This is a genomic window from Citrobacter freundii complex sp. 2024EL-00216, from assembly GCF_043945515.1.
Classification (GTDB): Bacteria; Pseudomonadota; Gammaproteobacteria; order Enterobacterales; family Enterobacteriaceae; genus Citrobacter; species Citrobacter portucalensis.
In genome coordinates this window covers 216380-235350 of the sequence record NZ_JBIMRA010000007.1, presented here as the reverse complement: position 1 = coordinate 235350, position 18971 = coordinate 216380, and the positions used below count along the sequence as shown (strand labels likewise).

At 50.2% G+C, this 18971-nt stretch carries 22 protein-coding genes; 14 read left to right on the top strand and 8 right to left on the bottom strand.

Annotated elements, in window-relative coordinates:
* Nucleotides 1-96: 96 nt before the first annotated feature.
* On the bottom strand, nucleotides 97-687 hold the full coding sequence (locus tag ACHHZ7_RS11890; protein ID WP_032939142.1) for a hypothetical protein: 591 nt from the start codon (nucleotides 685-687) through the stop codon (nucleotides 97-99).
* A gap of 154 nt (nucleotides 688-841) precedes the next feature.
* Between ACHHZ7_RS11890 and ACHHZ7_RS11885 the strand changes: the two genes are divergently transcribed.
* From ACHHZ7_RS11885 to pphA, 5 genes are all read left to right on the top strand, one after another.
* The gene (locus tag ACHHZ7_RS11885; protein WP_003844137.1) at nucleotides 842-1051 is read left to right on the top strand and encodes a hypothetical protein; all 210 of its coding nucleotides are present in this window, start codon (nucleotides 842-844) and stop codon (nucleotides 1049-1051) included.
* A 258-nt stretch (nucleotides 1052-1309) separates the two neighbouring features.
* Nucleotides 1310-1684: a CopC domain-containing protein YobA gene (yobA, locus tag ACHHZ7_RS11880; RefSeq protein WP_153687338.1), complete on the top strand. Its 375-nt coding sequence runs from the start codon at nucleotides 1310-1312 to the stop codon at nucleotides 1682-1684.
* A gap of 3 nt (nucleotides 1685-1687) precedes the next feature.
* Entirely contained in the window at nucleotides 1688-2560 is an 873-nt protein-coding gene (copD, locus tag ACHHZ7_RS11875; protein WP_060683694.1) for a copper homeostasis membrane protein CopD, read from the top strand.
* A gap of 20 nt (nucleotides 2561-2580) precedes the next feature.
* Nucleotides 2581-2919 (top strand): YebY family protein, encoded by a 339-nt coding sequence (locus tag ACHHZ7_RS11870; RefSeq protein WP_032943770.1) that lies wholly within the window; start codon nucleotides 2581-2583, stop codon nucleotides 2917-2919.
* A gap of 412 nt (nucleotides 2920-3331) precedes the next feature.
* Nucleotides 3332-3973: a protein-serine/threonine phosphatase gene (pphA, locus tag ACHHZ7_RS11865; protein ID WP_057066820.1), complete on the top strand. Its 642-nt coding sequence runs from the start codon at nucleotides 3332-3334 to the stop codon at nucleotides 3971-3973.
* On the opposite strand, the gene ACHHZ7_RS11860 is transcribed toward pphA, so the two are convergent.
* From ACHHZ7_RS11860 to yebS, 5 genes are all read right to left on the bottom strand, one after another.
* The gene (locus tag ACHHZ7_RS11860; RefSeq protein ID WP_003034941.1) at nucleotides 3974-4165 is read right to left on the bottom strand and encodes a YebW family protein; all 192 of its coding nucleotides are present in this window, start codon (nucleotides 4163-4165) and stop codon (nucleotides 3974-3976) included. It lies immediately after the preceding gene.
* A 102-nt stretch (nucleotides 4166-4267) separates the two neighbouring features.
* Entirely contained in the window at nucleotides 4268-4504 is a 237-nt protein-coding gene (locus tag ACHHZ7_RS11855; RefSeq protein ID WP_029139506.1) for a YebV family protein, read from the bottom strand.
* 100 nt (nucleotides 4505-4604) lie between these two features.
* A complete protein-coding gene (gene rsmF, locus ACHHZ7_RS11850; protein ID WP_071845322.1) occupies nucleotides 4605-6026 on the bottom strand; it encodes a 16S rRNA (cytosine(1407)-C(5))-methyltransferase RsmF in 1422 nt (473 codons plus the stop codon).
* A gap of 79 nt (nucleotides 6027-6105) precedes the next feature.
* Nucleotides 6106-8739, bottom strand: coding sequence for a PqiB family protein (locus ACHHZ7_RS11845; protein ID WP_060683715.1), 2634 nt, complete (start codon nucleotides 8737-8739; stop codon nucleotides 6106-6108).
* Nucleotides 8708-9991 (bottom strand): membrane integrity lipid transport subunit YebS, encoded by a 1284-nt coding sequence (gene yebS / locus ACHHZ7_RS11840; protein WP_008785036.1) that lies wholly within the window; start codon nucleotides 9989-9991, stop codon nucleotides 8708-8710. The genes ACHHZ7_RS11845 and yebS overlap by 32 nt, the downstream gene beginning before the upstream one ends.
* Before the next feature lie 128 nt (nucleotides 9992-10119).
* On the opposite strand from yebS, the gene ACHHZ7_RS11835 reads away from it, so the two are divergent.
* The 4 genes from ACHHZ7_RS11835 to htpX all read left to right on the top strand — a co-directional run bounded on the left by ACHHZ7_RS11835 (nucleotide 10120) and on the right by htpX (nucleotide 14542).
* On the top strand, nucleotides 10120-10617 hold the full coding sequence (locus tag ACHHZ7_RS11835; RefSeq protein WP_060683716.1) for a GAF domain-containing protein: 498 nt from the start codon (nucleotides 10120-10122) through the stop codon (nucleotides 10615-10617).
* A gap of 96 nt (nucleotides 10618-10713) precedes the next feature.
* Nucleotides 10714-11400 (top strand): RNA chaperone ProQ, encoded by a 687-nt coding sequence (gene proQ, locus ACHHZ7_RS11830; protein ID WP_003833781.1) that lies wholly within the window; start codon nucleotides 10714-10716, stop codon nucleotides 11398-11400.
* A gap of 19 nt (nucleotides 11401-11419) precedes the next feature.
* Nucleotides 11420-13468 carry a carboxy terminal-processing peptidase gene (gene prc, locus ACHHZ7_RS11825; protein WP_048235216.1) on the top strand — a complete coding sequence of 683 codons (2049 nt, stop codon included), beginning with the start codon at nucleotides 11420-11422 and terminating at the stop codon, nucleotides 13466-13468.
* A 192-nt stretch (nucleotides 13469-13660) separates the two neighbouring features.
* Complete coding sequence (gene htpX, locus ACHHZ7_RS11820; protein WP_003034964.1) at nucleotides 13661-14542, top strand: protease HtpX; 882 nt, start codon at nucleotides 13661-13663, stop codon at nucleotides 14540-14542.
* Between the two features lie 47 nt (nucleotides 14543-14589).
* On the opposite strand, the gene ACHHZ7_RS11815 is transcribed toward htpX, so the two are convergent.
* Nucleotides 14590-15963, bottom strand: a complete 1374-nt coding sequence (locus ACHHZ7_RS11815; protein ID WP_048216186.1) for an MFS transporter — start codon at nucleotides 15961-15963, stop codon at nucleotides 14590-14592.
* A 174-nt stretch (nucleotides 15964-16137) separates the two neighbouring features.
* Between ACHHZ7_RS11815 and kdgR the strand changes: the two genes are divergently transcribed.
* Nucleotides 16138-16929 (top strand): DNA-binding transcriptional regulator KdgR, encoded by a 792-nt coding sequence (kdgR, locus tag ACHHZ7_RS11810; protein WP_003833778.1) that lies wholly within the window; start codon nucleotides 16138-16140, stop codon nucleotides 16927-16929.
* A gap of 114 nt (nucleotides 16930-17043) precedes the next feature.
* Here the strand turns inward: kdgR and ACHHZ7_RS11805 are convergent, their stop codons facing one another.
* Complete coding sequence (locus tag ACHHZ7_RS11805) at nucleotides 17044-17283, bottom strand: YobH family protein (RefSeq protein WP_003034975.1); 240 nt, start codon at nucleotides 17281-17283, stop codon at nucleotides 17044-17046.
* 164 nt (nucleotides 17284-17447) lie between these two features.
* Between ACHHZ7_RS11805 and mgrB the strand changes: the two genes are divergently transcribed.
* The 4 genes from mgrB (at nucleotide 17448) to cspE (ending at nucleotide 18952) form a co-directional block, all read left to right on the top strand.
* Nucleotides 17448-17591 (top strand): PhoP/PhoQ regulator MgrB, encoded by a 144-nt coding sequence (gene mgrB / locus ACHHZ7_RS11800; RefSeq protein WP_003034977.1) that lies wholly within the window; start codon nucleotides 17448-17450, stop codon nucleotides 17589-17591.
* A gap of 74 nt (nucleotides 17592-17665) precedes the next feature.
* Complete coding sequence (locus ACHHZ7_RS11795) at nucleotides 17666-17950, top strand: YebO family protein (RefSeq protein ID WP_003833774.1); 285 nt, start codon at nucleotides 17666-17668, stop codon at nucleotides 17948-17950.
* Between the two features lie 636 nt (nucleotides 17951-18586).
* Complete coding sequence (locus ACHHZ7_RS11790; protein ID WP_003034983.1) at nucleotides 18587-18730, top strand: DUF2627 domain-containing protein; 144 nt, start codon at nucleotides 18587-18589, stop codon at nucleotides 18728-18730.
* A gap of 12 nt (nucleotides 18731-18742) precedes the next feature.
* Complete coding sequence (gene cspE, locus ACHHZ7_RS11785) at nucleotides 18743-18952, top strand: transcription antiterminator/RNA stability regulator CspE (protein WP_001062678.1); 210 nt, start codon at nucleotides 18743-18745, stop codon at nucleotides 18950-18952.
* Nucleotides 18953-18971 lie beyond the last annotated feature (19 nt).

Below are 18971 nucleotides of genomic sequence, written 5' to 3'. Positions count from 1 at the left end.
ATTCTTCTGTGCGCTATTTGGTAATAAGGTACATCTGAAATCTTCGTGGCGGTAGACTGGGTAAGATTTGGGGATTGCTCCCCCTGCGTCGGTCTATTACTCAAGAAAGCCACTCAGCGGGGCTAACGTCACATAAATGTAATCGTCGTTACGCTCTTCAATGGTGATGGGCATATCAATGCCATTACTCAACACAGCTTTCGCGCGATAGTTTTTGTCTGCAACCTTCTTCACATCCTCCACAACAAGGCACTTCACCTCACTCCCCTTGTCTTTGAATATTGAAGTCGTGATCTCACAAGCGCTCGTCTTAAGTGTTTCGCTGTCATCTAAAACAACAGTGATGGCGGAACAACTCAACGCAACTGCAATGTATGCGAAGAACCACGCCCATCGTGTGCTCATCTTCAAGTCAGCAGTTTTAGCCCTCCCGTAAACGTAAAGAGGTGGAAAAATGAGAATCCCCAGAGCCGACCCTACAAACTGAGGTTTGGATTCGTTGCCAGCCTTAACTATTTCCTTCTGGTCGAAAATCACACAGATGATGGCAGCCACATAGAAAACGATGAGAGCAGCCACATCATTCATGGTGAAAAAGTAAATAGCCGGGAACAGGACTGGAATCGCCATGTAGAGATAGAAGTACAGATTATTGTTTTTCATTTGGTTAGTAGTCAAAGCCATCATCCTTTCATGCCGTGAAGTGAAAATCTCATGCATACACTCTAACTAGTTCTATGAATAATTTCTATCAAATCGATAATTATTTTTGATCGATTGATGTATTTTCATGGCGGCACTTACACTGAGTTAGCACTGATGACAACAAGGGGAATGAAAAATGAAAAGATATGCAGCGATACTTATCGGATTGATAATGACCTTCAGCGCTGGCGCTGGGCGTGTGACCATGAACAATCCGGAACAGTCAACCACAGGGAACGGGAAAACCTTATGTGTGTATAGCAATAGTATTTATACGTTTACTTACATCACAAAATCGAAACACTGTCCTTACATCAAGACTTTTGATACAAACGATAGTGAGTAAAATTTCTTTTTTTTTATTGGGTTACATACTGAGTACGGTCTGCGATATATTACAACCATAGGGTTGAGAACGCCTGATGTATGACTAAAGGAATTGCCCTTGTAGTGGTTCTTTTTGAGTTTATAATAAATATAAATCAGGTAGTTAAACGATTCGCATCAAACATAATTATGGCAAGACAGAAATGATGATTCTCGACTCGACCATTGTAGAAGGTTATTCTCTACAGGTTAGACATAACAAAAAGGAATAGTTGAAATGGCTTCATCTGCATCTATGCTTCGCAACGCGCTCATCGTACTCGCCAGCGTTCTGGCAACACCTGCGGCATTGGCGCATGCCCACCTCACAAAACAAAGTCCGGTGGCTAACGCTGAAATTGCGGCATCTCCTCAGGCGTTGACGCTGAATTTTTCTGAAGGCGTAGAGCCGGGATTCAGCGGTGCAACGCTGACCGGTCCTAACAAAGAACAGATCAAAACGGGCAAGGCATCGCGCAGTGAGCAGGACAAAACGCAGCTGATTGTTCCGCTTGATCAAACGCTTGAAGCAGGAAAATATACGGTCGACTGGCACGTTGTCTCCGTGGATGGTCACAAGACGAAGGGGCAATATACCTTTAGCGTGAAATAACCAATGCTGGCATTTACCTGGGTTGCGCTACGGTTTATCCATTTTACCGCTTTGATGCTGGTGTTTGGCTGTGCGCTTTATGGCGCATGGCTGGCCCCCGTTTCGGTTCGTCGTTTAATGATGCGTCGTTTTTTACGTCTGCAACGGCATGCTGCAACGTGGAGCTTTATCAGCGCGACGCTGATGCTGGCGATTCAGGGTGGGTTAATGGGCTCAGGCTGGAGGGATGTTGTCTCTCCAGATGTTTGGCTCGCCGTGTTGCAAACGCAATTTGGCGGCGTCTGGTTATGGCAGATTATCCTCGCGTTGGTCACGCTGGTGGTGACCATCATGGTGCCGCGCAGTATGCCGCGACTGCTGTTAATGCTGACAATTGCGCAGTTTATTTTGCTGGCTGGCGTCGGACATGCGACGCTGCACAGCGGTATCCCTGGCGCAATCCAGCAGGTTAACCACGCCTTACATTTGGTATGCGCTGCCGCCTGGTTCGGCGGTTTGCTGCCCGTACTTTACTGTATGCGAATGGCGCAAGGTCGCTGGCGGGAACAGGCCATCAGTACCATGATGCGCTTCTCACGCTATGGGCATCTTTTCGTTATCGGTGTTTTACTAACCGGTATTATGAATGCGCTGTTTATTGTCGGTTTTTCTGTTCCCTGGCACATGGCTTACGGGCGACTGCTTTTGTTAAAAGGTGCCCTGGTCATGTTAATGGTGGCGATTGCGCTGGTGAATCGGTATGTTCTGGTACCACGCATGCGGAAGGATAACCGTGGCATGACTCTCTATTTTATTTGGATGACCAAGCTGGAATGGGGTATAGGAGCCGTTGTGCTGGCGATTGTCAGCTTGTTTGCAACCCTTGAACCTTTCTGATTGATGGACTGGCGAAACGCATGAAAAAAATCATTATCTCTTTATTACTCCTGGCAAGCTCCGGAGCCGCGCTGGCTGCGCCGCAAGTCATTACCGTCAGCCGTTTTGAGGTTGGCAAAGATAAGTGGGCGTTTAATCGGGAAGAGGTGATGCTGACCTGCCGTCCAGGTAACGCGCTGTATGTCATCAATCCCAGTACGCTGGTGCAATACCCGTTGAATGATGTCGCCAGACAGCAGGTGGAGAGCGGAAAAGTCACGGCAAAGCCGATCGAGATTATCCAGATCGATGATCCGGCGAAACCGGGCGAAAAAATGAGCCTGGCACCGTTTGTAGAGCGTGCAGAAAAGCTCTGCTAATTGTCAGATGTAGCGCTCTGATTTCCAATAAAAAACCGCAAGCATCTCGCAGGAGAACTTGCGGTTTTTGCGTTTGGATGCGTAACAAACGTCCTTTTTTTCCGGCCACTTTAGTCGCGGACTGGAAAACCTGGCGCTGTCATCTATTCTTAAATGGCAGGGTAACTTAGCCTGCATTAATGCCAACTTTTAGCGCACGGCTCTCTCCCAAGAGCCATTTCCCTGGACCGAATACAGGAATCGTATTCGGTCTCTTTTTATGTGGCGAATGCGATGCCATCCAGGGCAAAACACGGCGTATTGCATGCTGCATTCTCCATAAACCATACCATACTCCTGCCCACGATCGTCCAGGCTTTTTTGCCATCATTGCTAAAATTATAACCAGGTACCCTTGTATTCTGGAGGCGACATGGGACGACCTGGCAATATCTATCAACGAATCGACGGTACGCAGTGGCGTCACGTCTGGGTGGTTGGGGACATCCACGGTTGCTTCTCATTATTGATGGCTAAATTGCGCCACTGTCATTTTGATCCGTGGCAGGACCTGCTGGTTTCAGTGGGAGATGTTATCGATCGCGGGCCTGACAGTTTGCGCTGCCTGAAATTACTGCGTAAAAGCTGGATTGTCGCGGTCAGGGGGAACCATGAACAGATGGCGCTGGACGCGCTGGCGACGGGGGATCAATTCATGTGGTTTATGAATGGAGGCTCGTGGTTCGAGCAGGCGGAGCAACCGGCAGCGAAATTTGCTCTTGAAGCGTGTTGGCAGTTACCCTGGATTCTGGAGCTGCATTGTCAGAACGGTATACACGTTATTGCTCATGCCGATTACCCGGATGATGATTATCAGTGGCTAAAAGAGATCGATTTACAGCGCGTGCTGTGGGACCGCTCGAGACTGATGAACAGTGGTTGTGCGATTCACGGCGCGGATCACTTCTGGTTTGGTCACACGCCGTTGCGCCATCGGCTGGATCGCGAGAATCTACACTATATTGATACCGGTGCTGTATTCGGCGGCGAGTTAACGCTGGTACAACTGCAATAATCAAAAATCGCTGTATTCCTGGGCCGGATGCCAGAAACTGTCGATGTAGTCGTCCGCAGGTAAACATCCGCCGTTACGAATACGTTGATCGTCCATCGATATCAGGCACTGCTGCTCAGTTTTGTAGACATCAACCACGATATCTTCACAACCGCCATCCAGATAGCACACAAAAAGAACCAGCGTGAACATTCCATCCTCAAATGGTAAAGCCATACCTGTAGTGTAGAAGATGTTGATAGATGAGGGAAATTAACCAAGAAATAACCCGTCTGGCGACGGGTTCTTTTTGAATCAGGCAAGGCGCATGATCCAGGCATCTGACTTACGATCGTAGTGTTCGCGAAATAGTACTGAATGTTCTCCGTTCAACAGGGCCGGGACGCTGGTGTCGGCATCCCAGGCATCCAGTTGCATACATAAATCCGGATCGGATTTACACGGAATGGTTAACGTTCGGTCCCCCGGCGATTCGCCATGTAACTCGGCGTCGTCGATTTCAAAAGCGCCAATGCGCACACTGGTTTTCATCATCGTGCTCTCCGTTAATTTGCTGGTTGTGGTACGACCAGTTAGGCCGTCCATTTTTCAGCGTAGTCAACGTTAGCAAAAGCGCCAGTAAAAACGTGCGTTATCCCGTAAAGAGTTTGCCATCCCGGACAAGATCGCGCGGGTAACTATTCTTCAGTCGCGATCCAATGCGTTTTGCCAGACCGATCGGCTGATGCTGGAACGTAACCAGTACGTCGTCACTCGTCGGTGCGGTTTGCGGGTAAACATCTCTACCGCGATACCACTCTTCCGCTTCGGCAAGGGTCAGTTCGAATGCATGGCTGTGGTTCGGGTCGGCGAGGGCGATAACGGCCTCATGCTGCCAGCGATACCCTTTATTGTGGGTTTCGGCCAGTTTGATCCCGAGTCGAGAAAAGCGAACCTTGCCAATCAGAGGTTCAATTTCAGTCGGGAACAGCCAGATCTCTTTATCGCGCTGCCACAGGCGCAAATTATCTTCCCACTGCAGTCCACAAGCGCTCGCGGCTTGCGTGACAAGCGCAGATTCGCGTCCTTTAAGCGGGCTAAACGGGAAGTTTCCGACTTTGTACTTCGGCGCAGGTAGTGCAGGGATTGAAGCTGTTTTGCGCAAACGCGCAACGAAGAAACCTTCGCAATCGTAAATCTGCGGGAATACATGCAGGAATCCTTCCGGCGTCAGGGCGCGTTCGGCCTGCGGAAATAAATCGCCCAGAGGTAAAAACTCGACGGCATCAGGGTAGGTCTCAATCAACCACTGCATGATATTTTCATTTTCGTCACGATTAAGCGTACAGGTCGAGTAAACCAATGTGCCACCGGGACGCAGGGCGTGGAAGGCGCTGTCGAGCAGTTCGCGCTGGGTTGCGGCAATTTCCAGATTACTTTCTACGGACCAGTTTTTTAGCGCATCGGGGTCTTTACGCACCACGCCTTCACCGGAACACGGTGCGTCGAGCAATATGGCATCAAATGATTCCGGCAACGCAGCACCAAATACGCGTCCGTCAAAATGGGTCAGGGCGACGTTGGCTATCCCGCAACGGCTGATATTGGCATGCAGGACTTTGACGCGACTGGCAGAAAACTCATTCGCCAGAATGGCGCCTCGATTATTCATTTTTGCGGCAATTTGCGTGGTTTTGGAGCCGGGGGCTGCCGCAACATCCATTACGCGTTCCGGGGTATTGCCTTCGGCGAACAGTGCTGCGACTGGCAGCATTGAACTGGCTTCCTGAATATAAAACAGGCCGCTTAAATGTTCTGCGGTGCTGCCGAGCGGCACTGACTCTTCATCATCGCGCTCGATCCAAAAGCCTTCAGCACACCAGGGAACCGGAGTGAGAGACCAGTTGTAAGGTGCTGTCAGCGCGAGGAAATCGGCAACGGGGATTTTCAGCGTATTGACGCGAATGCTGCGGCGCAACGGGCGCTGACAGGCAGCGAGAAATTCATCGAATGAGAGCGTGGAAGGCATTGCTTCACGCATTTGAGTCAGAAAGGCGTCGGGAAAATAAGCCACTTGGTACCACCGGCAAAAAAACAGGTGCGCAGTGTAGCATAAGTGCTCCGGCGCGAGTACGCCGGAGCAAGTGGAGAGATTAACGTGGCAGGGCGGTTCCCCATTCACGCCACTCTTTCGGTTCACTTTCCAGCAACAGGAAGTGTTTACCTGCCTGTGCTTTCGGAGCCAGCGGTGTACCTGGTGGAGTCGCGAAGGCGATGCCGCCGCGGATGAACTGATTGAAGGTACCGGTCTTCACGACACCGCCGGTCAGGCCGAAGTCGAGATTGTAGCCGGATGCCAGCCAGAACACGGAGTTGTTGCGTACCAGATGCTGATAGCGTTGGCTAATGCGCATGGCAACCATCACACGATCGGAAAGCGAGCCTAGCGTCAGCCCGGTGACGGTCCCCACTTCAATACCTCTGAACAAAACCGGGGTTCCGATATTCAGCGAACCTGCTTCTGGTGCTTCAACCACAATACTCAGACCATCGAGGTAACGAGAGTCGGTAATGGTGGCTTCCTGCAGCTCAAAATCACGGCGCGGATTACCGCGTCCTGGTTCAACGTTGATATACGGCTGCAGGATTGTATCCAGATGCTCCACGCCCGCTGCCGAAATTTGCGGGGTGATCACGGAGAAACGGGTACCGCTTCGCGCGAAGGTCTGCACGTATTCCGGGTACAGAACCGCTTTTGCCTGAACTTCGTTACGGGCGGTGATCAGCTCAAGCGTCTGGATCTGTCCGATATCGATTCCCAGGTAGCGAATCGGCATGCCTGCAGCGAGTTTACCGGCATCGAACGCATGCAGCGTTATCTGGCCGCCGACCGCACGCGCGGCGGTTTCCGAAGCATACAGAATACGCTTGTCGCCTTTACGTTGGCTGGCGCTGGCACCGCTTAAATTATCGAAGCTAATCGCCCCTTTAAGCGCGCGTGAAAGGGGAGATGCCTGTACGGTTAATCCGCTGCCGTTAAGCTGAACTTTTGCTCCGCCTTCGGCCCAGAACACGCTGTTGCTGGTCAACAGGTTGCGATATTCCGGTTTGATATGCAGATCGATATCAAACGCATCGGCGCGAGGACGAACGCTAATCACTTCACCGACCTCGAATTTGCGGTAAAGCACCACCGAGCCGGCCTGCACATCAGGCAGCGTTTCGGCGCTCAGGCTGACCGTGGTGGTTGGCAGATCGCTCAGACTGTTTTCAATCGCTTTCTCCAGGTTAGCGTAAAGCGGGTAGCTTTTTTTCATTTCACCCTTAGTACCGGGCAAAATACGAATGCCGCCGCTGAGCCACTCACTGGCGCTTGCGCCAAGGAACTCCACGCCATCAAGTCCGACTTTGACATCCACGCGGCTGTTCACCACGAACTTACTGTCACCCTGCACCAGGTCACGATGCTGTGGTTCAACAGCAACGGTAAATGAGACGCCTTTGCTGGAAAGCGTACGCTCAATCACCTGACCGACCTGTACGCCGTGAAGAATTAGCGGCTGGCCAGCATCAATACCGTAACTCTCCGGCGCGGTCAGCGTAAACGTCATGACGCCTGGGTCGTGTAACAACGACTTCTCAGCGGGAATAACGACGAACTGGTTACGCGGCTCGCCTTCGCCAGGTACTAGCTCGAAAGTTTTACCTGTTAGCAGCGAACTAAGATTCACATCGCTTAACGATAATTTAGGGCTGTGTAACTCAATTCGTGTGTTGTCACGCAGCAGCGTTACGACGCTGGGATCGACCGTCATTTCGCCGGTGACTTTACCGCCTGGGTTTAAATCCAGTTTTGTGAGCTGACCGACTTCTAATCCTTGATACATCAGCGATGTTGAGCCTGCTTTGAGTCCATCTCCGCTGGGTAAATCAAGCTTGACGATTACTCCACGCTGGCTGTGCGCGAGATCCTGATATAGACCAAACGTGTCGTCTGCCGCAGCAGGTTTTGAGTCTTCGGGTGAATCAAAAGCAATGGCACCGTTGACCAGCGCCGCCAGACTCTCCAGTTTTACCTTCGCACCGCTAAGGCTGACATCCGCATTTACACCGGAGACGTTCCAGAAGCGGCTGCCTTTTTTCACCAGATTGGTGAAGCGACGTTCAATCAATACATCGATGGTTACGCCCTGATTGTTCGGGTTGATGGTGTAGTCATAGACCCTGCCCACCGGAATCTTACGGAAATAAACCAGTGAACCGCTATTAAGCGATCCGAGATCAGGGGCGCGCAGATGCAGCATTAAATCGCCATTATCCAGACGATACTTGGGCTGGGTGTCGAGGGCGACGAAATGATCCTCGGCCTCGCCAGTACCGGGCATCATGCCGATATAGTTGCCGCCAACCAACGCATCCAGACCAGAAACCCCAGCCAGCGACGCCTTCGGCGTGACCAGCCAGAACTGGGTATCTTTGCGCAGAGCATCTTTCATGCTCGATTTGATGCTGACGCGGACTTCAATTTTGCGCAGATCTTTGCTGAGGTTGATATCCTGTACCGTGCCCACTTCAACGCCCTGATAACGAACGGGAGTACGGCCTGGCACAATGCCGTCCGCAGACATAAAGTCAATGGTCACGGTATTGCCGCGATCTTCATAGCTTCCCCAGATAAGCCATCCTGCGATCATCAGCGCGATGAACGGCAGCAGCCAGAACGGGGAGATACGGCGTTTTGTTTTAATCTGCGCTTCAGTCTGCGAAGCGGGCGTTTCCTGACTCATGTGCATCCCAAAGTAAGCGGCTGTCCAGCCATTCCACAGCAAGAATAGTCAATATTACCGCTGCGCCGAAATAAAACGCAGCCGGTCCCATAGTAAAAGCAAGTATCTGATCGCGATTTATCAGCGACATGGTTAACGCGATAACAAAGAGATCCAGCATCGACCAGCGGCCAATCCAGGTCACCATACGCAGTAGTTTTATACGGGTGCGCAACCCTTGTTCACAATTAAAGTGGATGCTGAATAGCAACGTAAACATCACAATCACTTTGGTGAATGGCACTAATATACTGGCGATAAACACGATCGCCGCTACGCCGACATTACTGTTTGCCAAAGACATTATGCCTGACAGGATTGTGTCTTCCTGTCGGCCGCCGTTGACATAAATTATCGAGATGGGCAGCAGGTTAGCGGGCAAAAGCAGGACAATCGAGGCCAGCAGTGCCGCCCAACACTTTTGGATACTTTGATTTCTGCGCCAGCGCAACGGGATATGGCAGCGAGGGCAGCGACCGCGGGCGTCCGGATAACCTGTAAAATGGCAGCCGAGGCAGACGCGGAGCTTATCATCGGGCCGACGAGCCGGTCTTTGCGGGTAGAAACGGTCCCAAAGCTGCTCAACGTTAAGGTGCGACAGCGTCAAAATACTCAGGATCACCAGCGCAATAAAAGCAAACAGCCCCACGCCAGGCTGCAAAAAAGCATAGTCCTGAACCTTGATTGATGCGACGCCGATACCCACCAGGTAAATATCGAGCATCACCCACTCTTTGAGCCTTTCCAGCATCAGCAGCACCGGGCGCAGGTTCATCCCGAGAATATTACCAAACCACAGATAAGCGATTGAGGTCACGAGAATTAGTGGCGCACCAGCGACGCAAAAAAGCACGAAGGAGGCGGTGAGGGGATCACCTTGTCGGGTCATTTGCCAGATGCCTTGCATCACATTGGCATCAATGCGCACGCCTAATAAATAGATGTGCAGGAGTGGCTCTCCCCAGGCAAAGGGCATCAGCAGCAACATGGTGAAAGCCATTGCCGCCAGTCGCGTTAACGACCAGTCGCGTCCGTCACGAATTTTTGCCTGGCAGCGTGGGCAAAAGGCACTTTGGTGCGAACGCATTTTAGGCAAGCTAAATATCAGGTCACATTCAGGGCAGCGATGATAATGTGCACGAGGTAGTGCCTCACCGATGGACCTGATGGCTATTTTTTTAGTTGGCGTGATGCGTGGTGTCGTTAAGGCCATGTATCGCGAATCAAATTGTTGAAGTAATGTTATCTTAACTCATGACGGGAATGATCTTGAGCATTAACGCATTTAATGTTTATTTTAGTAGGCTGCAGTTTTAAGTAAGACAACTAAGTGATTATATAATGAACAAAATAGAGCTATACACGGATCTGAACCGTGATTTTCAGGCATTGATGGCAGGTGAAACCAGTTTTCTGGCAACGCTGGCGAATACCAGCGCATTGTTGTACGAGCGTCTTGCAGAAGTGAATTGGGCCGGTTTTTACCTGCTTGAGGACGATACGCTGGTGCTTGGTCCCTTCCAGGGCAAAATTGCCTGCGTGCGGATCCCGGTAGGGCGCGGTGTGTGCGGTACCGCAGTGGCGCAGAACCAGGTTCAGCGTATTGAGGACGTACATGGTTTTGATGGGCACATCGCCTGTGATACCGCTAGCAACGCTGAAATCGTCCTGCCGATTGCTGTCGACAATCAGATAATCGGCGTGCTGGATATTGATAGCACGGCATTTGGCCGCTTTACTGAAGAAGATGAACAAGGTCTGCGTACGCTTGTGGCACAGCTTGAAACCGTGCTTGCAACGACGGATTACAAAAAATTCTTTGCGCGCGTCGCAGGATAATCAACGGATAACGTAGCAATTACTGATGACGTCATTATAATGTCGCCTGTTCATGCCTGCGCTTGTTGGCTACGTCCGTTGTAATCAGGAAATTTCATGGAAAATCAACCTAAGTTGAATAGCAGTAAAGAAGTCATCGCGTTTCTGGCCGAACGCTTCCCGCAGTGTTTTAGTGCGGAAGGCGAAGCGCGCCCACTGAAAATTGGCATTTTTCAGGATCTGGTAGAGCGTGTTGAGGGTGAAATGAACCTCAGCAAGACGCAGCTCCGTTCTGCCTTACGTCTCTATACTTCAAGCTGGCGCTATCTGTATGGCGTTAAATTGGGCGCAACGCGTGTTGATCTCGACGGCAACCCTTGTGGTGAGCTGGATGAACAACATGTTGAACATGCTCGCAAACAGCTGGAAGAAGCTAAAGCCCGTGTTCAGGCGCAACGCGCAGAGCAACAGGCGAAAAAACGCGAAGCGGCCGCTGCCGCCGGTGAAAAAGAAGACGCCCCGCGTCGCGAGCGTAAGCCGCGTCCTGCACCGCGTCGTAAAGAAGGTGCTGAGCGTAAACCTCGCGCTGAAAAACCAGCAGCAAAAGCACCGCGTGCTCCTCGCGAAGAACAGCATACCCCGGTATCTGATATTTCAGTACTGACGGTAGGGCAGTCTCTGAAGGTGAAAGCAGGAAATAATGCGATGGATGCCACCGTATTAGAAATCACCAAAGATGGCGTCCGTGTACAGCTGAATTCGGGTATGTCTTTGATTGTACGCGCAGAACACCTGGTGTTCTGAAACGGAGGCCAGGCCTGGCATGAACACTTTTTTTAGGCTTACTGCGTTAGCTGGTCTGCTTGCATTAGCAGGCCAGGCACTTGCTGTGGAAGACATCACGCGTGCCGATCAAATCCCCGTGTTAAAGGAAGAAACCCAGCATGCGACGGTAAGCGAACGTGTGACGTCGCGTTTTACGCGATCACACTATCGCCAGTTCGATCTGGATCAGGCGTTTTCGGCAAAAATTTTTGACCGCTATTTGAATTTGCTCGACTACAGCCACAACGTGCTGCTGGCGAGCGATATCGAACAGTATGCAAAAAAGAAAACGGTCCTCGGCGATGAACTGCGCACCGGCAAGCTGGATGTCTTTTACGATCTCTATAATCTGGCGCAAAAACGCCGATTTGAACGTTATCAGTACGCATTAAGCGTACTGGCACGTCCAATGGATTTCACCGGTAACGACACCTTTAACCTCGACCGAAGCAAAGCGCCGTGGCCGAAGAGCGAAGCAGAGCTTAATGCGCTGTGGGACGGCAAGGTTAAATTTGACGAACTCAGCCTGAAGCTGACCGGTAAAACCGATGCGGAAATCCGCGAAACGCTGACGCGCCGTTACAAATTTGCGATTCGCCGTCTGGCGCAGACCAACAGCGAAGATGTGTTCTCACTGGCGATGACAGCGTTCGCCCGTGAAATCGACCCGCATACTAACTATCTCTCTCCGCGCAATACCGAGCAGTTCAATACTGAAATGAGCTTGTCTTTGGAAGGTATTGGCGCGGTTCTGCAGATGGATGATGACTACACCGTCATTAACTCCATGGTGGCAGGTGGTCCGGCAGCCAAGAGCAAAGCGATCAGCGTTGGCGATCGTATTGTCGGCGTCGGGCAGACGGGCAAGGGCATGGTCGATGTGATTGGCTGGCGTCTGGATGATGTCGTGGCACTGATCAAAGGACCTAAAGGCAGCAAGGTGCGCCTTGAAATTCTGCCTGCCGGTAAAGGTACCAAGACGCGCACCGTGACGCTAACGCGTGAACGTATCCGTCTCGAAGACCGTGCCGTTAAAATGTCCGTGAAAACCGTTGGCAAAGAAAAAGTCGGCGTACTGGATATTCCTGGTTTCTATGTTGGCCTGACTGATGATGTCAAAGTCCAGCTGCAGAAACTGGAAAAACAGAACGTCAGCAGCATCATCATCGATCTGCGTACCAACGGCGGTGGAGCACTGACTGAAGCGGTTTCGCTTTCCGGTCTGTTCATTCCATCCGGCCCGGTGGTTCAGGTTCGTGACAATAACGGTAAAGTGCGTGAAGACAGCGATACCGACGGCGTTGTGTACTACAAAGGCCCGCTGGTGGTATTGGTCGATCGCTTCAGCGCCTCAGCATCAGAGATTTTCGCTGCGGCAATGCAGGATTATGGCCGAGCGCTGATCGTTGGTGAACCAACCTTCGGTAAAGGCACCGTTCAGCAGTATCGCTCCCTGAACCGTATTTACGATCAGATGCTGCGTCCGGAATGGCCAGCGCTGGGTTCTGTTCAGTACACGATCCAGAAATTCTACCGCGTAAACGGTGGCAGCACGCAGCGTAAGGGTGTTACGCCGGATATCATCATGCCGACAGGTAATGAAGAAACTGAAACCGGCGAGAAGTTTGAAGATAACGCGCTGCCGTGGGACAGCATTGATGCTGCGACTTACACCAAGTCAGATAATCTGACGCCGTTCGGACCTGAATTGCTGAAAGAGCACAATGCACGTATTGCGAACGATCCTGAGTTCCAGTACATCATGAAGGACATTGCGCGTTTCAATGCGATGAAGGATAAGCGCAACATCGCTTCTCTGAATTACGCTCAGCGTGAAAAAGAGAATAACGAAGATGACGCAATGCGTCTGGCGCGTATTAACGATCGGTTCAAGCGTGAAGGCAAACCGCTGCTGAAGAAACTGGACGATCTACCGAAGGATTACCAGGAACCGGATCCATACCTGGATGAAACGGTAAAAATCGCGCTCGACCTGGCGCATCTTGAAAAAGAAAAGCCAGCGGAACAGCCCGCAACCAGTCAATAACCTCGAACAGGCACAAGAAATTGTGCCTGTTTTTTTAACAAGTGCATGAAGACGTCAGTCTGATACGATAAAATGTAAAGTTGTGTCTTTCTGGTGACTTAGCACCTATGGATGCTTGAAAATAGTCATAAGACCCATACGATATGGGTAATCGCATAGTGCGTTTTGTTAAATTGAGGTTAAAAGAAAATTATGATGCGAATCGCGCTCTTCCTGCTGACGAACCTGGCTGTGATGGTCGTTTTCGGGCTGGTATTGAGCCTGACAGGGATTCAGTCAAGCAGCGTTCAAGGCTTGTTGATCATGGCACTGCTGTTTGGTTTTGGTGGTTCCTTCATTTCGCTGCTGATGTCCAAATGGATGGCGTTAAAGTCCGTTGGCGGGGAAGTGATCGAACAGCCTCGCAATGAAAGAGAACGCTGGCTGATGAATACAGTCGCGAATCAGGCCCGCCAGGCCGGGATCGCTATGCCGCAGGTTGCAATCTACCATGCGCCAGATATTAACGCGTTTGCTACCGGTGCGCGCCGGGATGCCTCGCTGGTGGCTGTAAGTACTGGCCTGTTGCAAAACATGAGTCCGGATGAAGCCGAAGCGGTTATCGCGCATGAGATCAGCCACATTGCTAATGGCGATATGGTTACCATGACGTTAATTCAGGGTGTGGTGAACACTTTCGTTATCTTTATCTCACGTATTCTGGCGCAGATTGCCGCTGGGTTTATGGGAGGCAACCGCGATGAGGGAGAGGGTAGCAACGGTAACCCGTTAATCTACTTTGCGGTAGCGACGGTACTGGAGCTGGTATTTGGTATTCTGGCGAGCATTATTACGATGTGGTTCTCACGTCATCGTGAATTCCATGCGGATGCAGGCTCAGCGAAACTGGTGGGTCGTGAAAAAATGATCGCCGCGCTACAGCGCCTGAAAACCAGCTATGAGCCGCAGGAAGCGACCAGCATGATGGCATTCTGCATCAACGGTAAATCCAAATCGTTGAGTGAGCTGTTTATGACTCACCCGCCGTTGGACAAACGTATTGAAGCGCTGCGCAGCGGTGAATACCTGAAATAATTGGCAGCAGACTTAAAATAAAAAGCGCGTCGACAGACGCGCTTTTTTTATGCCTGAACTCGCGGTTGTGTGATTCGTAAGCCACTCACGATTGCGGCTAGCGAAGCCAGAATACCCGCTGTTATCAGCGAAACGTGTGTTCCGCTGTCGCCAAACTGATTTAGCATCAGCGCAACCAGTGCGGCCCCGGTACTCTGGCCCAGTAAACGCGCCGTTCCAAGCATACCGCTCGCGCCTCCGCTACGATCACGCGGCGCGGAGGTGATGATGGTGTGATTATTCGGTGACTGGAACAAGCCAAAACCCGCACCGCACAAAATCATTGGCCAGATGATATTAAAATCAGAAGGTGATGCGGGCAGCAACACCAGCGAAAACAGCCCACACGCCATTACTGCCATGCCCAGCGCGCCCAGCAGACCCGCATGAACACGTTCAATCAAATATCCCGCCAGTGGGGCCATCACCATGGTTGCCAGTGGCCACGGCGTCAGCAGCAGGCCCGTTTCAACCTCGCTGCGCCCGAGAACCGTTTGCATGAAAAATGGGAGAGAAACCATCGCCAGCATCTGTGCGCTGAATGAACAGATTGAAGTACAAATAGAGAGTGAAAACAGCGGAATGCGCAGCAGATCAACCGGTAGTAACGGTACTGGCAATGCGAGTTGGCGGCGGATAAAGAAAAACCCTACCACGAGAAGCCCCACAAGTTCAGCACCAATCAGTTTTAGCGACTGTCCCTGCGCAAATCCGCTGAGTGCCGTGATTAACAAACCGAATGTTAAGGCGTTCATCACTGCGCTGGGCAGATCGAAGCGCGGTTTATTGCTACGTGATGAATTGGGTGGCAAAAAACGCATAGCCAGTAGCAGGGCGATGATCCCCAGTGGAACGTTAATCAGGAATAGCCATTTCCACGAGGCAATAGAAAGAATAGCCGCCGCAATAGTCGGACCCGCTGCCGAGGATACAGCCACGATAAAGGAGTTAATACCCATTCCGCGGCCAAGCTGGCGCTGAGGATAAATGAGTCGGATCAATGCCGTATTAACGCTCATCAGCGCCGCGCCGCCAAACCCCTGAGCCACGCGCGCTAACGTCAGCATATGCAGCGAGTCTGACAAGGCACAAAATAGCGACGCCAACAGAAACACGACCAGACCACACTTATAAATGCGTCGGTAGCCAAACATATCACCTAAAAAAGAGAGCGATAACAGCGAAACAACGATCGCAATTTGGTAGGCGTTCACAATCCAGATTGAGCTGGCGGGTGAGGCCTGAAGATCGGTGGCGATAGTCGGGAGGGCAACGTTCGCTATTGCGCCGTCGAGTACTGCCATAGAGATGCCAATAACAATGGTTAAAATTGCGCCATATCGCTGGGGCAATGGCAGACCATCGGTCTGAGTTTTTTCCATAGGAAGTCAATATTGTCGGAATTTATGATGAGAATAATAATTTTAGCATTGATATTCAGGCGTTAGGTCGCAGATTTGTAACTAAGTAAGCAAAGAGCGATTGCGAGGGCTGATACGTGAAATTATAATAAAAACCGGTTCTGATTTTTATAAAACACTCGAAAGGGGTGATAAATGGCAATCGCAGATCTGGATAAACAACCCGATTCTGTATCTTCCGTGCTGAAGGTTTTTGGCATCCTGCAGGCGCTGGGTGAAGAGCGCGAAATTGGTATTACCGAGTTGTCGCAACGCGTCATGATGTCGAAAAGCACCGTTTATCGCTTTTTGCAGACCATGAAAACGCTGGGCTATGTGGCACAAGAAGGGGAGTCTGAGAAATACTCACTGACCCTGAAACTATTCGAGCTGGGTGCTCGCGCGTTACAAAACGTCGATCTTATCCGTAGCGCTGATATTCAGATGCGCGAACTTTCGCGCCTGACCAAAGAGACAGTACACCTTGGCGCACTGGATGAAGACAGCATCGTCTACATTCATAAAATCGACTCCATGTACAATCTGCGCATGTATTCTCGCGTAGGTCGCCGTAATCCACTGTACAGCACGGCTATCGGTAAAGTTCTGCTGGCATGGCGTGACCGCGATGAAGTGAAGCAAATTCTGGATGGTATTGAGTACAAACGCAGTACCGACCGTACTATTACCAATACTGATGAATTGCTGGTACTGCTGGATAAAGTCCGTGAGCAGGGCTACGGTGAAGACAACGAAGAACAGGAAGAAGGTCTGCGCTGCATCGGTGTGCCGGTGTTTGACCGTTTCGGTGTGGTGATTGCAGGCTTGAGTATTTCATTCCCGACGCTGCGTTTCTCAGAGGAACGTTTGCACGAGTATGTGGCGATGCTGCATACGGCTGCGCGTAAAATTTCAGAACAAATGGGTTATAACGACTATCCGTTCTAATCTGGCGTAATAGCGTCAACTTAAAAACCCCAGGTATTTTTGTATCTGGGGTTTTTTATGAACAGTCATAACGTTAGTTGGTGCAAATAACGTAGCGTATGTATTGTTGCTATATTAACCGTTATCAATAATGACCGTACTTTTTCTTAGCAAAGGGCAATCCGACAGGCCAATGATACCGCTGTTTGTGTGGACGTATTGTGCGGTGCTGGTTCCGCGGGCGGTCAGATATTGGCATTGCAAGCCCAGACCCGCTGCATTCTCCTTACTTCCAATCAAAATTCCGTAGCCGCTCAGTAATAAACCGATCCAAACCAGAGCTAACAACACAATAGCGCGGATTATCAGACGCATTACAACCTCTTATCTTTTCTCGTTATTATTAGATTAGCCTGTACATGGGATGAAACAAGTGAATCATTCCTAAAAAGATTGAATGCCGATACAGTTAACGCTGGGTTTAGGTAACGCATGATAATTTATAGACATAAGATGTAGATTCGAAGAGTGGAGCTGGAGTGAAAAAAATTCGCTGGGTAGTGCTGATAGTTGTCGTGCTGGTATGCATACTGATGTGGGCGCAAGTGTTCAACATCATGTGCGATCAGGATGTACAATTTTTCAGCGGTATTTGTGCCATCAATAAATTTATTCCCTGGTAAGCGCATTTTTGCCACAGTTGATTACCTTCTTGTGCGGCAGTGGTAAACTACGCTGTCTACATTGAGGTGGTGAAATGAACGAAGTTTTGAATTCTGGCGCGTTGAGTTTGGCGTCTTTGGCTGTATCGGTGGTGATTCTGGTTGTCGGGCTTGTACTGTGGTTTTTCGTCAATCGGGCAAGTTCGCGTACTAATGAGCAGATTGAGCTGCTTGAAGCATTGTTAGATCAGCAAAAAAGACAGAACGCATTGCTCCGTCGCCTTTGCGAAGCTAACGAACCTGAAAAAGCAGCAGAGCCTGCTGCGGTCACAGCGAAGGATGAAGATGATGACATCATCCGCCTGGTAGCTGAGCGGTAAAAACGGTATGACAGGGTGAGGATCTGTTGCTTTTGTTCTCAGATGTTTCATCCTGTCACCAACGTGCCAGATTATTTTCTTCTGTACATGTCGTGTAATTAGCACTCTGATACGCGTGTAAACTCAGTATTTTCAGATGCTCCAACCAATTAATATCTTATCCCCGGTCTGATATAAATATAATTTCCCATACGATAAAAATATGATTATGTCATTTTTGTGATAGCGATCGTTTTATTAACAGCGAAACGTTTCTCTTACTTTTTTTGTGCATTGTCATCATTCTTTCATTATTTTGGTGCAAAAGCAGAAGGCGGATCTCATTTTTACGCTTGTGACATTTTATGCATTACTAAGCATAAAAAATGATATCCGGCACACCCTGTAACAGCTAATCTGGAACAACCGAAGCTATTGAGCTATGGTAGAAATGTCCCGGCTATGGTGCAAGCCAGGCGGGGGATGGGGCGAGCGGCGGGAATATAACACTACTCGGTGTGGCGCATAACTGTGCAGTTGCTGTTTGATGAACGACGGGATTTGTGCGACCGATCGAGACACGTTTAAAAATGGCTTGCCATTATTAACGTTGTATGTGATAACACGTTTTGGGTTAAACGAGGTACAGTTCTGTTTATGTGTGGCATTTTCAGTAAAGAAGTCCTGAGTAAACACGTTGACGTTGAATACCGCTTCTCTGCCGAACCTTATATTAGTGCCTCAAGCAGTAATGTCTCAGTTTTATCTATGTTATGCCTGCGGGCGAAGAAAATACTCTAAGGAATTTTGCAAATGGCAAAGATTAAAGGTCAAGTTAAGTGGTTCAACGAGTCTAAAGGTTTTGGTTTCATTACTCCGGCTGATGGCAGCAAAGACGTGTTCGTACACTTCTCCGCTATCCAGGGTAACGGCTTCAAAACTCTGGCTGAAGGCCAGAACGTTGAGTTCGAAATTCAGGACGGCCAGAAAGGTCCGGCTGCTGTTAACGTAACAGCTATCTGATCGACACCACTGATTTGAA